This is a genomic window from Marinobacterium stanieri, from assembly GCF_900155945.1.
Taxonomy (GTDB): Bacteria; Pseudomonadota; Gammaproteobacteria; order Pseudomonadales; family Balneatricaceae; genus Marinobacterium; species Marinobacterium stanieri.
The window spans coordinates 184,999-198,876 of sequence record NZ_FTMN01000009.1; the positions used below are offsets into that span (position 1 = coordinate 184,999).

The 13,878-nt window shown below is 59.5% G+C and carries 10 protein-coding genes; 6 read left to right on the forward strand and 4 right to left on the reverse strand.

Annotated elements, in window-relative coordinates; all coding sequences use genetic code 11:
- The first annotated feature begins 221 nt into the window (after positions 1-221).
- A complete protein-coding gene (locus tag BW956_RS18235; RefSeq protein WP_076465026.1) occupies positions 222-1,829 on the forward strand; it encodes a methyl-accepting chemotaxis protein in 1,608 nt (535 codons plus the stop codon).
- 72 nt (positions 1,830-1,901) lie between these two features.
- On the opposite strand, the gene BW956_RS18240 is transcribed toward BW956_RS18235, so the two are convergent.
- Both BW956_RS18240 and BW956_RS18245 read right to left on the reverse strand, forming a co-directional pair.
- Complete coding sequence (locus BW956_RS18240; protein WP_076465029.1) at positions 1,902-3,266, reverse strand: sigma-54-dependent transcriptional regulator; 1,365 nt, start codon at positions 3,264-3,266, stop codon at positions 1,902-1,904.
- Positions 3,263-5,512: an ATP-binding protein gene (locus tag BW956_RS18245; protein ID WP_076465032.1), complete on the reverse strand. Its 2,250-nt coding sequence runs from the start codon at positions 5,510-5,512 to the stop codon at positions 3,263-3,265. Before BW956_RS18245 ends, BW956_RS18240 begins: the two co-directional genes overlap by 4 nt.
- A 121-nt stretch (positions 5,513-5,633) precedes the next feature.
- On the opposite strand from BW956_RS18245, the gene pyk reads away from it, so the two are divergent.
- The 3 genes from pyk to gshA all read left to right on the forward strand — a co-directional run bounded on the left by pyk (position 5,634) and on the right by gshA (position 10,995).
- Positions 5,634-7,070, forward strand: coding sequence for a pyruvate kinase (gene pyk, locus BW956_RS18250; RefSeq protein WP_010321531.1), 1,437 nt, complete (start codon positions 5,634-5,636; stop codon positions 7,068-7,070).
- A gap of 16 nt (positions 7,071-7,086) precedes the next feature.
- Positions 7,087-9,363, forward strand: coding sequence for a Tex family protein (locus BW956_RS18255; RefSeq protein WP_076465034.1), 2,277 nt, complete (start codon positions 7,087-7,089; stop codon positions 9,361-9,363).
- Between the two features lie 69 nt (positions 9,364-9,432).
- Positions 9,433-10,995 carry a glutamate--cysteine ligase gene (gene gshA / locus BW956_RS18260; protein ID WP_076465036.1) on the forward strand — a complete coding sequence of 521 codons (1,563 nt, stop codon included), beginning with the start codon at positions 9,433-9,435 and terminating at the stop codon, positions 10,993-10,995.
- Positions 10,996-11,002: 7 nt separating this feature from the next.
- Here gshA and BW956_RS18265 read toward each other — a convergent pair whose 3' ends face one another.
- The gene (locus tag BW956_RS18265; protein ID WP_010321528.1) at positions 11,003-11,404 is read right to left on the reverse strand and encodes a flagellar basal body-associated FliL family protein; all 402 of its coding nucleotides are present in this window, start codon (positions 11,402-11,404) and stop codon (positions 11,003-11,005) included.
- A 132-nt stretch (positions 11,405-11,536) separates the two neighbouring features.
- Between BW956_RS18265 and BW956_RS18270 the strand changes: the two genes are divergently transcribed.
- On the forward strand, positions 11,537-12,010 hold the full coding sequence (locus BW956_RS18270) for an Rsd/AlgQ family anti-sigma factor (RefSeq protein WP_010321527.1): 474 nt from the start codon (positions 11,537-11,539) through the stop codon (positions 12,008-12,010).
- A 2-nt stretch (positions 12,011-12,012) separates the two neighbouring features.
- Positions 12,013-12,993 (forward strand): WD40 repeat domain-containing protein, encoded by a 981-nt coding sequence (locus BW956_RS18275; RefSeq protein ID WP_076465039.1) that lies wholly within the window; start codon positions 12,013-12,015, stop codon positions 12,991-12,993.
- Between the two features lie 106 nt (positions 12,994-13,099).
- Here BW956_RS18275 and BW956_RS18280 read toward each other — a convergent pair whose 3' ends face one another.
- Positions 13,100-13,810, reverse strand: a complete 711-nt coding sequence (locus BW956_RS18280; RefSeq protein ID WP_010321525.1) for a BamJ family beta-barrel-assembly machinery protein — start codon at positions 13,808-13,810, stop codon at positions 13,100-13,102.
- Between the last annotated feature and the right edge of the window lie 68 nt (positions 13,811-13,878).

Genomic DNA, 13,878 nt, shown 5'->3' on the forward strand with positions numbered 1-13,878 from the left:
AACACATCAGCAAAAATACTTCACGCCTTTTTCCCAGCCCGTTTTCAGCGGCTTTCGACACAAACACCTACAACAAATGGGTGGATTTCCACCCAAATCCAGCGAAAACAAACTCTTGTGGCAGATCAGCTTTTTTTTGCATAGGATCTGTATACTGGTAACGACATTTTTAATAACGCAAGCCTATTAACAGCGCAGCTCAGAGATCAGGATGGAATAACGTGAACAGCTCCATTTCGATTCAGCATAAGGTCAACCTGTCCCTGGTTGTGGTGTTCCTGGTCATCCTGATCAGCTCGCTAACCACTATCTACCGCAGTGAAACTTCACTGGTCGATAACGTTGTTACCCAATCCACTCTGGATGCCGCCGACTCCTACTTCGACAGTATCAACATCCTCATGCTCAGCGGCGCCATGGCCAACCGCAGCACCCTGCAACAAAAGATGCTGTCCAACGAGGCGATCACCGAAGCCCGCATCATCCGTGGCCAGCAGATCAGTGACGTCTACGGCCCCGGCAGCGATGACTCCCACCCGGTCGACGACTTCGATAAACGCGCCATGAAGGGCGAACACGTGATCGAAGAACTGGACGACGAACAGGGCCATCGCCTCACCGTAGTGACACCGATGAAAGCCCTGTCCGACTACAAGGGCACTAACTGCCTGCTGTGCCACCAGGTACCGGAAGGCGAAGTCATTGGCGCCGTGCGTGTTACCTATTCCTTTGAAGCGCTGGACAAGCAGGTTAACCAGAACCTGATCAGCGTGGCGCTGATCGAACTGGGCCTGTTCGTGGCCGGCATCATCCTGATCAGCCTGCTGCTGCGCCGTATCGTCATCAAACCGGTTAACGCTCTGGCCGATACCATCCACAGCATCGAGCGCGACAACGACCTGAACCTGCGTTCACAGATCAATTCCGGTGACGAGATTGGCCAGATGTCGGTTGCGTTCAACTCCATGCTGGACAACATCCATGACGGCATGAAACACGTGAACGACACCGTTAGCCGCCTGGCAGAGTCGGGCAGCCGTATCAGCCGTGTCGCCACCGACTCCGCATCCGCCGTTCACCATCAGCAGATGCAGACCACCTCGGTTGCCTCGGCCATGGAGCAGATGGAAGCCGCCACCCGCAGTGTCGCGGCCAGCGCCGAGAACACCGTGTCCGCCTCCGATATGGCATTGCAGGAAAGTAACGAAGGCGCGCAGATCACACAGCAGGCCATTACCGCCATCGAACGCTTGCAGCAAAATATTGAGCGCGCAACCGACGTGATTCAGAAGCTGGACAGCCAGAGCCAGAACGTAGGCACGGTGCTGGAAGTGATTCAGAAAATCGCCGAACAGACCAACCTGCTGGCACTGAACGCGGCCATCGAAGCGGCTCGTGCCGGTGAGCAGGGACGCGGCTTCGCTGTGGTAGCAGATGAAGTGCGTACCCTGGCTTCTCGCACCCATAACTCCACCGAAGAGATCAACCAGATCATCGTGGCGCTGCAGAACGACGCCAAGGAAGCGGTCTCCGTGATGCAGGAAGCGCTGGAAGCCGCCGGTAACGGTGTTGAGCAGGTGCGCCAGAGCAACACCACGCTCACCAACATCAATGAAGAAGTGCGGGTCATCAATGACCTCAACCACCAGGTGGCGAGCGCGGTGCGCGAACAGAGCGACATGGCCAGCAGCGTGGAGCAAAGCATCACCGAGATCAGCCGCAGTGCCGAGGAAACCGCCGAGCGCTCGGAACACCTCAACCGGGTATCCGACGAGCTGGAACAGCTGTCACAGCAGCTGGAGCAGATGCTCAGCCGCTTCAAACTCTGATCCAGACTGTAGATACAAGAAGGCCGCCCTCGGGCGGCCTTCTTGTTTGCGTGCTTTCCAGTGGTATCAGCACTACTGCTTGTAGTCGTTCTTATCCAGACCGTACTTTTTCATCTTGTCGTACAGCGTCTTGCGCGGCACCCCCAGACTTTCCAGAGTGTCCTTGATCGAGCCACCATGACGGCCCAGTTCGGTGTGGATCAACATCTTTTCAAACCGCTCCACCTGCTCCGGCAAGGTCATGTTGTCGGCCTGATCATCCGAGGTGATCGGACGGTTGTCGAAATCGAAGGTACACCCTTCCCCCAGCAACACATAGCGTTCGGCCAGGTTACGCAGTTCCCGCACATTGCCGGGCCAGTCATGCATCATCAGGCTGTGCATGCGCTCGGCAGACAGCTGCGGAATTTCCCGGTTGTACAGTGACGAAGCCACCAGGGCAAAGTGCTGGAACAGCAGCGCGATATCTTCGCGTCGTTCACGCAGCGGCGGAATATCCAGACGTACCACGTTCAGGCGGTAGTAGAGGTCTTCGCGGAAGCGGCCCGCCTCGGCTTCGGCCTTCAGGTCCAGCTTGGTGGCGGCAATCACACGCAGATCCAACGGAATCACATCATTGGATCCCAACCGCTCGATGGCACGCTCTTCCAGCACTCTCAGCAGCTTGATCTGCAGCGCCATGGGCATACTTTCGATTTCGTCCAGAAACAGGGTGCCGCCGTTGGCGTGCTCGAATTTGCCGATCCGTTGCGCCTTGGCATCGGTGAAGGCACCGGCTTCGTGACCGAACAACTCACTTTCGATCAGGTTTTCCGGAACGGCGCCGCAGTTGATGGCGACGAAATTGTGATCGCGGCGCTTGCCGTGCTCGTGCAGATAACGCGCCAGCAGGTCCTTGCCACATCCGGTTTCGGCCTGGATCAGGATATCTGCCGGCATATCCGCGACCGAGCGACTGAGCTGACGCAGCGAGCGAATCGCCTGGGTGTTACCGATAATGCGTGGACCCGGTACATTCTGCGCTTCCACTTCATCACGCAGGCGGCGGTTTTCCAGCGTCAGGCTGCGCTTGTCCAGTGCTCGACGCACCACATCCAGCAGCAGTTCCGATGCGAACGGCTTCTCGATAAAGTCATAGGCGCCGTCGCGAATGGCACCCACCGCCATGGAAATATCACCATGGCCGGTAATCAGAATCACCGGCAGGTCCGGATCGATCGCCTGCACCTGACGCATCAGCTCCAGGCCATCCATGCCCGGCAGGTTGATATCGCTGACAACCACGCCTGGCCAGTCCTCATTCACCTTCTGTAGCGTCGGCTCAGCCTTTTCCAGGGTGATCAGGTCATAGCCGGCCAGCTCCAGCGTCTGCCCTGCCGCCATGCGGATATGGTGCTCATCGTCGATCAGGATCACGGGCAGCGGCTGACTGCTCATGGCATCTCCTTGTATTCACGCTCAGCCACGGCCGGCAGTTCCAGGGTGAACAGGGCACCGCCCTGTGGGTGGTTTGCAACGCTCAGGCGTCCGCCCAGATTCTCCATGATCCGGTGCGAAATCGATAGGCCCAGGCCCAGCCCTTCACCGCGCTGCTTGGTGGTAAAGAAGGGCTCGAACACCCGCTGCATATCGTCGGCGGCAATACCGGGGCCGGTGTCATGCAGTTTCAGGCGCACCAGACCTTCGGCCTGCTCCAGTGTCACATCAATGCGTTTGACCGGGCTCTGCGCCATCGCCTGCAGGGCATTGGACAGCAGATTGACCAGCACCTGTTCCAGGCGCAGGGTATCGCCCAGTACATAGATATCGTTCAGCTCTGGCCAGTTGAGTTCAACACCGGACTTGTCCAGACGCCCGTACATCATCGACATGGCCCCGTCACGCACAGCCTTGAGCGAAGTCGGCCCCGGCTGGTCGCTGCTCTGGCGCGAGAATTCCTTCAGCGGATGGATGATCTTGGCCATACGTTCGGTCAGACCGGCGATCTCCTGCAGGTTCACTTCCACCCGCTCGGGTTTGTTCAATTTGAGAAACGCGGCCGCATTGTCGGCGTAGTTGCGGATCGCCGTCAGCGGCTGGTTGAGTTCATGGTTGATCCCTGCCGCCAGCTGCCCCAACACCGCCAGCTTGGCGGTCTGGATCAGTTCATTCTGGGTGCTGCGGTGCTGCTGCATCTCTTCCAGCAGACGGTCGTTGGTACGGCGCAGGTCCGACGTACGCTCCTCCACCCGGGTTTCCAGCGCCTCACGGGCACGCTGCAGCTCATCTTCATACTGCTTGCGCTCGGTCATGTCATGCACGGTGACGATAAAGTGGCGGTCTCCCGCCAATGCCATGCAACCGATGGTCAACTCGATGGGGAAATGACTGCCGTCGGCGCGCACACCGCTGGACTCCAGCGTCAGCTCCGGCATGTCACGGCAGGACGCCGCGCCGATTACGCGTTCACAGGCTTCATGCTCTTCCGGTCGAATCAGCTCGGTAAAGGCATAATCCCGGATCGACTCGGCGGAGATCCCGAACAGTTTTTCCGCCGTCGGGTTAACCGATTCAACCCGGCCCTGGCTATCCAGCGTAATCAGGCCGGCATGGGTGTTGGTAATAATGGCGCTGACCTGGCGCTCACGTTCCGCCAGTGCATTCAGTTCCCGACGCTGAAACGCGCGCCGCTCACGGCCGATACGCCAACGCGCCTGCAGGAACAGCACCAGCAACACCAGCGCGATATAGACAAAGGCCGCCAGCACCATGGCCTGCAGCACCGCCTCATTAACCGAGGTCAGGCGTGCCATGATGGAGACGTTCAGCCCGGTGCCGGGTACGGGGCGTTGTACCAGCAGGTACTCAGACGTCGTCAGACCATCCAGCGCCTTGCCACTGATACGCTCACCCTCGAGTAAGGTTATGAGCTCTGCATCGCCTTCCAGCCGTTCCCGCCGCACCACTTCCAGTGCGGCCAGCGGGTGATCGAGATAACGCAGGCTGCCGACGATACGTTGCAAATCCACCTGTGAAAGCTGGCGCAGAGCATGGAACTTCCACTCGGGCCGGGTCGCAATAACGATAATCCCGTCCTCGTCCGTCACGGCAATGTCCTGCAGCGGGTCATTCCAGTCCTGCTCAATTTCATGCAGGTCAATTTTCACGACAACAACACCGGTTACTTCATCCTGCTGCTGTACAGGCCAGGAGAAGTAATACCCGCGCTTGCGTGAAGTTGTACCCAGGGCAAAATAACGACCGGCACGGCCCGCCAGTGCATCCTGAAAGTAGGGCCTGAAACTGAAATTCAGGCCAACAAAGCTTTTCTCCTTGTCCCAGTTGCTGGATGCCAGCGTCACGCCATCCGGCCCCATCAGATAACTGTCGGTCGCTCCCACCACGTCGGTAATCTGCTGCAGATAGCGGTTGGCCCGGTCAATGCGCCCTGCGTCCCCGGGCTCCGCCAGGGCATCACGCAGGCGCGAATGGCTGGCCATCACCTGAGGCAGGTCCTTGTAGCGGTCCAGTTTCTGCTGCACGCTGAGCACGTAGCGCCCCATATTCGCAACAGCTTGTTGCTGCAGTTCCTCCAGTGCCTGCTGACGGCTCAGGTAAGCCACCTGCATCATCACGATCAGGAACAGCACTACGCCCAACAACAGGGACAAAGGCCGATAACGACGTAGCTTACCCAGGCGCATTATTCAGCCTTGTCCATGCCGAACAGCAACGGAAGATTGGGGCTGGGCGCTTGAAAAATGGTGTCTGGAGCCATACTTTAGTCGAGACGTTCGACCCTCCACTGACAAGAGATCAGAATTGATGCTTAAGCGTACCAAAATTGTAGCGACTCTGGGTCCTTCTACTGATGCACCGGGCCGCCTGGACGACTTGATTCGTGCCGGCGTGAACACCGTGCGCCTGAACTTCTCCCACGGCAGTGCTGATGATCACCGCCGCCGTGTGGAGGCGGTACGCGAAGCCTGCCGTCGCACCGGCGAATCCGTGGCGCTGCTGGGCGACCTCCAGGGTCCGAAAATTCGCATCTCCCGTTTCAAGGAGGGTCCGATCCAGCTGGCGATCGGTGATCACTTTGTGCTGGACGCTGCCATGGATGAAACCGGCGGCAACCAGCAGGCCGTGAGCGTCGACTACAAGGCCCTGCCGGAAGATTGCACCGCTGGCGATATCCTGCTGCTGGATGACGGCCGAGTACAACTGAAAGTACTGCAGATTAACGGCAGCCGCATTGAAACCGAAGTCACCGTAGGTGGCCCTCTGTCCAACAACAAAGGCATCAACCGTCAGGGCGGTGGTCTCAGCGCCGCAGCGCTGACCGACAAGGACAAACACGACATCAAGGTCGCGGCCGAGCTGGAGATGGATTATGTCGCCGTTTCTTTCCCGCGTACCGCTGATGACCTGAACACCGCGCGCGAACTGCTGGAAGCGGCTGGCAGCAGCGCCGAGATCATCGCCAAGGTGGAGCGCGCCGAAACCGTGGCCAGCCCCGAAGCGCTGGATGCCATCATCAACGCCTGCGACGGCGTTATGGTTGCCCGTGGAGATTTGGGCGTCGAGATCGGCGATGCCGAGCTGATCGGGGTACAGAAACACATCATCAAACGTGCTCGTCAGCTTAATCGCGTGGTGATCACGGCTACCCAGATGATGGAAACCATGATCCAGAATCCGATGCCGACCCGCGCCGAGGTCTTCGATGTGGCCAACGCCATTCTGGATGGCACCGATGCCGTCATGCTGTCCGCCGAGACCGCTGCCGGCAATTACCCGGTCGAAGTGGTCGAAGCGATGACCCGCATCTGTCAGGGTGCCGAAAAGCACCAGCTGTCACGCCCGGCACCGGTGGCACCGGATCATCTGTGTACCCGCACCGATGAAGCTATCGCCCGCGCCGCCATGTATACAGCGAACGGTCTGGACAGCGTGAAGGCGATCATCTGCCTGACCGAATCCGGCTCCACACCGCTGTGGATGTCCCGAATCCGTTCCGGCCTGCCGATCTTCGCCCTGACCCGCAACCACCGCACCATGCGCCGTATGGCACTGTACCGTGGTGTCATGCCGATGTTCTTCGACGCCACTGCGGTCGATGAAACGCGCCTCAATGAGGAAGTACTGGCCGGCCTGCAGGCACGCGAGCTGCTGCAAAGCGGTGATCGCGTTATCTTGACCCGTGGTGCCAGCATCGGCGAGCATGGCGGCACCAATTCCCTGCAGATTCTGCAGGTGCCCTGAACCTAGACGAGCTGCCATGTCCATTGAACAGCAACTGGCGACCGAGCTGAGCATCAAGCCAGCTCAGGTCACCGCCACCCTCGCCCTGCTGGATCAGGGCGCCACCCTTCCCTTTATTGCCCGCTATCGTAAAGAGCAAACCGGCGCGCTGGACGACACCCAGTTGCGCCAGCTGCACGAACGACTGGGCCAGCTGCGTGACCTGGAAAGCCGACGTGAGTCGATTCTGGGTCGCCTGCGTGAGCAGAACCAGCTGACACCGGAGCTGGAGCAGGCGCTGAACGCGGCCGACAGCCGCGCCCGACTGGAAGATCTGTACCTGCCCTATCGCCCCAAGCGCCGCAACAAGGCGCAGGAAGCACGGGAAGCAGGGCTTGAGCCTCTGGCGCAAGAAACGCTGCAGCAGGGCGCCCTGCCCAAGGGAAAACTGAACCAGTTCCTCAATCCCGAGGCCGGCTTTGCCGACGCGGATGCGGTGGCCGAAGGGGTACGCCAGATTCTGCTGGAAACCCTGAGCGAAGATGCCGATCTGACCGGCGAGCTGCGCCAGCGCCTGTGGCAACAGGGTGAATTCCAGGTCCGTGCTTCGCGCGGCAAGGCAGACCCGGACAGCAAGTTCCGTGACTACTTCGAATATGCCGAGCCCATCGCCCGCGTGCCTTCCCATCGTGCTCTGGCCGTGTTGCGCGGTGTATCTGAAGGCGTACTCAAGGCCAGTCTGCATCTGCCCGAAAGCCTCAATGGCTGGCCGGAAGAGCAGATGGCCCGACGCCACAAGCTGCGCTCGGCGCAACTGGACAGCTGGATGCAGCAAACGCTGGAACAGGCCTGGCAGAAAAAAATGCGCCCCTCGCTGGAAACCGAACTGGTGAAACTCCTGCGTGAGCAGGCCGACCAGTCCGCCATTGAGGTGTTCGCACGTAATCTCAACGATCTGCTGCTGGCAGCCCCGGCCGGCGCCAAAACCACCATCGGCCTGGACCCCGGTCTGAGAACCGGCGTTAAGGTGGCGGTGATTGATGCCACCGGCAAGCTGGTGGATTACACCACCATCTACCCGCACGCGCCGCAGAAGCAGTGGGACAAGTCCCTGCATACGCTGACAACGCTGGCAAAGAAGCACGGCGCCGAACTGATCGCCGTGGGCAACGGTACCGCCTCCCGTGAAACCGAACAGCTGGCCCAGGCCGTCTGCAAGGCGGTGCCTCAGGCGGTACAGGCGGTGCTGGTCAACGAGGCCGGTGCGTCTGTCTATTCTGCGTCCGAGCTGGCCGCTGCGGAATTTCCGGATATCGATGTCACCATCCGTGGCGCCGTATCGATTGCCCGTCGCCTGCAGGATCCGCTGGCAGAGCTGGTCAAGATCGATCCCAAATCGATTGGCGTAGGTCAGTACCAGCACGATGTGGACCAGAACCGTCTGGGTGAATCCCTTGATGGCGTCATCGAGCAGTGTGTAAACCATGTGGGTGTCGACGTGAACACGGCGTCTTCTGCCCTGCTGAGCCATGTTGCCGGTCTCAACCGTACCACCGCCGACAATATCGTCGCCTGGCGTGATGAGCACGGAGCTCTGCGTAACCGTCGTCAACTGCTCAAGGTGCCGCGTTTGGGGCCCAAGGCGTTCGAACAGTGCGCCGGATTCCTGCGCATCCGCGATGGCGAGGAACCCCTGGATAACTCTGCCGTTCACCCGGAAAGCTATCCGCTGGCACAGGCCATTGCCACCAGCTGTGGCGTCAAACTCGAGGCGCTGCTGCAGCAGGCCGACAAGCTGAAACAGGTGGATCCGGCGCAACTGGAGGCCCAGGGTTACGGCAGCTATACCGTACGCGATGTGCTCAGCGAGCTGGAAAAACCGGGCCGTGATCCACGCCCCGAGTTCCGCTCGGTGCAATACGCCGAAGGCGTGGAAACACTCAAGGACCTGCAACCCGGCATGGAGCTGGAAGGCGTGGTGACCAACGTGACCCATTTCGGCGCCTTTGTTGATATTGGCGTACACCAGGATGGTCTGGTTCACATTTCTCAGCTGGCTGACCGTTTTGTCAGTGACCCGCACACGATCGTCAGCAGCGGCGAGATCGTTCGCGTCCGTGTTCTGGAAGTGGATGAAACGCGCAAGCGCATCTCACTGACCATGAAGTCCGGCGCAGCCGCAGACAAGCCAACGCCATCCTCAGGGCAAGCGCCCAAGGGACGTGCAGCCGCCAAGCCGGCGCAGCAGGCACCGGTAAAAGGCTCACTGGCCGACAAGCTGCAGGCCGCTGGCCTGAGTTCTCGCCGCCGCTGAGCAGATGCAATTTGCCAAGGGGTGGACGTATAATGCGCCCCCTAAGGCTCAACCACAGGAATCACAACGGTGCTGGCAACCCTCGAACAGCAACTTGATCGCCTGACCCGCGCGGGCCAGGCTGACCTGCTTATCCGTACCCGTCAGGGCATCGAGAAGGAAGGCCTGCGCGCCACTGCCGATGCCGCAATCTCCCAGACACCGCACCCGCGCGGCCTGGGCTCTACGCTGACGCATGACTTTATTACTACCGATTATTCGGAAGCCCTGCTGGAATTTATTACACCGGTTCAGAACAGCCCGGCCGAGGCGCTGGATTTCCTGACCCAGCTGCATGCCTTCAGTTTTGAACAGCTGGGTGATGAGGAACTCTGGTGTGCCAGCATGCCCTGCGAGATTCCGTCCGAAGAGGCGATTCCCATCGCCGAATACGGCAGCTCCAACGTAGGCCGTCTCAAGCATGTCTACCGTCAGGGCCTAAAATACCGCTATGGCAAGATGATGCAGACCATCGCCGGCATCCATTACAACTTTTCCATGCCGGATGAATTCTGGCCGGCCTGGCAGCAGTTGGAAGGTAACACCGACAGCCTGCAGGCGTTCCGTTCCGCCGGTTACTTCCGCCTGATCCGTAATTTCCGCCGTTATGGCTGGCTGTTGCTGTACCTGTTCGGGGCTTCACCCGCCCTGTCCGCGTCCTTCATGTCCGGACGCCAGCACAGCCTGGAACAGCTGGATGCCGATACCCTGTACCTGCCTTATGCCACCTCACTGCGCATGAGCGACCTGGGCTATTCCAACAAGGCTCAGGCAGACCTGAACATCTGCTTCAACCACCTGGACAGCTATGCCGACTCGCTGCACAAGGCGATCCATACTTCACACCCGGCCTACGAAGAGATCGGCGTTGAAGTAAATGGTCACTATCGCCAGCTCAACACCAATGTGCTGCAGATCGAAAATGAGTATTACAGTGACGTGCGCCCGAAGCGGGTTACCGAGTCCGGGGAAAAACCCGTGCATGCACTGATGCACCGTGGCGTGGAATATGTCGAGGTGCGCAATACGGATATCAACCCGCTGTTGCCGCTGGGGATCGATGAAAGCCAGTCACGCTTTATCAATGCATTTTTGATCAGCTGCCTGCTGGGCCGCGCCGATGATCTGGACGATCAGGAATGCCAGCGTGTCACCGAGAACCACAGCCGCATCGTCAACCGTGGTCGCGAGCCGGGCCTGACCCTGTTCAGCTGTGAAGGTGAAGTCAGCCGCGAAACCCTGGCCGAGAAGATCCTCGACCAGGTTGCCAAGACTGCCGACATACTGGATGCCGCCGAAGGCAGCAGCGCCCACACCGACGCCGTTGCGGCTCAGCGTGATAAGATCGCCAACCCGTCGCTGACACCCTCGGCACAGGTACTGGCCGCTCTGCGTGAAAGTGGCTTGAGCCACAGTGAATGGGTATTGCAGCTGAGCCGGCAACACCGGGAAACGCTGCAGCCTCAACTGACCGCCGAGGCCCGTGAGCGCTTCACCCGTGCCGCCGCTGAATCACTGCAGGCACAGGCTGCGCTGGAGCAGGCCGAACAGCCTGCGTTTGCCGATTTCCTGGCGGACTACGTCGCCAGCTGATACCGCGCTACTGGGTCACAAAGCTGGTGAAGAAGAGGTCGGAGACATGGGTGTCTCCGGTCTCGTCCTTCAACAACTGCTGCACCGCATGCAGTGCCTTTTCGGCCAGTACCTGCTGGGCCGCGACCGAACCGATATCCTCTTCCTTCACCGCCGAGAACAGAAATACCAGATCGTTGCGGATATGTGCCTTGTGCGCGTTTACCGCATGGTGAGCCGCCTGGGTTTCAACCTGAATGGTCACTTCCGCCTTGAGAAAGCGAACCGGTCCCGGGCCACCGAAATTGGTCACGAACGGCTTGAGTTCGATGTAATTGATGTAATCCTCGGCCGTTTTTTCCTCCGCCATCAGCGGCTGAAACAGCAGGCCGATCAGCATGGCCAGAGTCAGTACAACGCTACGCCCCATGTCACCACTCCTGTCTATCCTTTAGGCCCCGAGTATACCTGTCATTCCCCCTCAGCTGCCACGCTGCAAGGTGTATTGCACCCCTTTCAGGCTGGCAGTAGTATGAGGCTCAAGCAACCAGGAGGAGAGACCATGCTCGAACAATGTCGTAACGCCAAAGAACGCTGGGGTGGCGTCAGTACGATCATCGACCATTGGTTGGAAGAACGTCAGCAGTTGATCTCCGTGTTCGTAGCCATTCCCGGCCAGGAAGCCGGCCCGGCCCTGAACAGTTCACTGTCCGAGTTCTGTGATCTGCTGATGGATTATCTGTCCTCCGGTCACTTCGAGGTCTACGAACAGCTGCTGCGTGAAGGCAGCGAGTTCGCCGATGGCAGCCTGGAACAGGCACAGCAGCTGCTGCCGATGATTCAGACCTCCACCGACAAGGCACTGGATTTCAACGACAGCTACGGCCAGCTTGGCTCGCCGACGCTGCGCCAGCTGTATCAGCTGTCACTGGACCTGTCCGATCTGGGTGAGGTTCTGGAAGAGCGCTTTGCTTTGGAAGACCAGCTGATCGAGATTCTTCATACCGCACACAAGGACCTGGTCGACGCCTCGTGAACATGCGCACCTGTCTCGGCTGCCTGCTGGCCGCTGGCCTGCTGACCGGATGTGGCAGCAGTGCCGACTCCGCGTCTGACAGCCTGGCGCTCACCGAGATGAGTGGTGCCTACACCGCTGACGTGTCGGCCAATGGCAGTCATGCTCTGGTGGGTGCTGTCACCCACGGTGGCAGCCTCTGGGACCTGAATCAGCAGGCCCGCCAGTTTGACTGGAACCACCGGGCCGGTGAATTTTCGGTGCTGTCTGCGGTGGATTTTTCCCCGTCCGGACGCTACGCCCTGACAGCCAACCCACAGGACCTGGTGTTGTGGAATGTCTCCACCGGCGCAGCAGAAGGGTTCTGGAGTTCACCCGGCGAGATTCTCGATGCGGTCCTCTCGCGCGATGGTAATTATGCCTTGCTCGGTTTGGGCAACCATGAGGCCGTGTACTTCGATGTGCGCCAGGGCGGCATACGCGCCAGCCTGCGCCACCCGGCACGGATTCGCAGCCTGTCCCTGAGCAGTGATGAGCAATACGCCCTGACCGGTGCCGACGACTATGTCGCCCGCTTCTGGGATCTGCAGAACGGGACCGAGCTGCAGCGTATCGAGCTCGGCAATACCGTGGATACTGTTGCCCTGGCACCCAATGGTCGTCTGGCCTTCAGTTCCGGCAGTCTGGATCAGGCGGTGGTCTGGAATACCAGTACAGGTGAGCCGCTGTTCCATCTCAGCGGTGATGAAACCTTCTTCCCCAAACGCGTCAGCTATCTCAGTGCCCGTTTTTCAGCCAACAGTGACCAACTGCTGGTAGGCCGTGCCGATGGCGTCGTAGAACTCTGGGACCTGAACCGTCAAAGCGTGCAGCGACGCTGGAAGCTGGACAAACGGGCCGCCTACGGGCCGACCAGTACAGGTGTGCTTGCGGTGGAGTTTGGTGCTGATGGTGCCAGCTGGCTGGCGGTAGGGTCTAACGGGCTGATGAACTGGCTGCGCTAGAGCAGCACATCCGCTCGCCTGCTTCTGCAAAACTCATCAATTTACACTTCCTGCTCAGGAAACGCGGAGCTGCCGAATACGGACCCGACAGCTCCACTGCGCAGTATTACTCTGCTGCCGCCTCGTCAGAGGGGTTTACTTCCAGCAGCTCAACTTCAAATACCAGCGTCTCGTTCGGGCCAATGGCATTACCCATGCCGCCCGGACCGTATGCCAGCTCAGCCGGAATCACCAGACGGCTCTTGCCACCTTCCTTCATCAGCTGCAGACCTTCGGTCCAGCCAGGAATTACGCCGTCCAGCGGGAAAGAAACCGGTTCGTTACGCGCATAGGAGCTGTCGAACTGGGTGCCGTCGATCAGCTCGCCACGGTAGTGAACCTTGACGGTATCGCTGGCTTCAGGGCTGGCGCCTTCACCGGCTTCCAGTACTTCGTACTGCAGACCGGAATCGGTCACCTGAACGCCATCACGCTTGGCGTTGTCGTCCTGGTAGGCCTTGCCCTTGTCCAGGTTGTCCTGCGCCAGCTTAGCGGTCGCCTGACGCTGCTCTTCCATCTTCTGTGCCTGGAAAGCCTGCATTACTTCAGCCATCTGCTCCTGGTTCAGCAGAGGAGTCTCTTCGTTGTAGATCGCCTCGACACCCTGAGTAAAGGCCTCGATATCCAGGTCATCTACATCTGCCTGGAGACGTTCCCCCAGAATCAGACCCAGGCTGTAGCTCAATTTCTGCTGCTCGGTCTCCAGTGTTTCGGCCTGGACGACCGGTGCAGCGATCAGAGCGCCGCCCAGTGCGATGGCCAGCATGCTTTTCTTCATCATGTTAATCCTTATCTCACGTGTGTGTGCGTGCATCTCAAGGCGTTAGTACACCTGTAATCGGGAAA

Bases quoted from the DNA above. Each gene is read 5' to 3' on its own strand.
- BW956_RS18280 (WP_010321525.1), bottom strand. From the start codon at position 13,810: ATGAAGAAAAGCATGCTGGCCATCGCACTGGGCGGCGCTCTGATCGCT.
- BW956_RS18245 (WP_076465032.1), bottom strand. From the start codon at position 5,512: ATGCGCCTGGGTAAGCTACGTCGTTATCGGCCTTTGTCCCTGTTGTTG.
- BW956_RS18270 (WP_010321527.1), top strand. From the start codon at position 11,537: ATGCTCGAACAATGTCGTAACGCCAAAGAACGCTGGGGTGGCGTCAGT.
- pyk (WP_010321531.1), top strand. From the start codon at position 5,634: ATGCTTAAGCGTACCAAAATTGTAGCGACTCTGGGTCCTTCTACTGAT.
- BW956_RS18240 (WP_076465029.1), bottom strand. From the start codon at position 3,266: ATGAGCAGTCAGCCGCTGCCCGTGATCCTGATCGACGATGAGCACCAT.
- BW956_RS18255 (WP_076465034.1), top strand. From the start codon at position 7,087: ATGTCCATTGAACAGCAACTGGCGACCGAGCTGAGCATCAAGCCAGCT.
- BW956_RS18275 (WP_076465039.1), top strand. From the start codon at position 12,013: ATGCGCACCTGTCTCGGCTGCCTGCTGGCCGCTGGCCTGCTGACCGGA.
- BW956_RS18265 (WP_010321528.1), bottom strand. From the start codon at position 11,404: ATGGGGCGTAGCGTTGTACTGACTCTGGCCATGCTGATCGGCCTGCTG.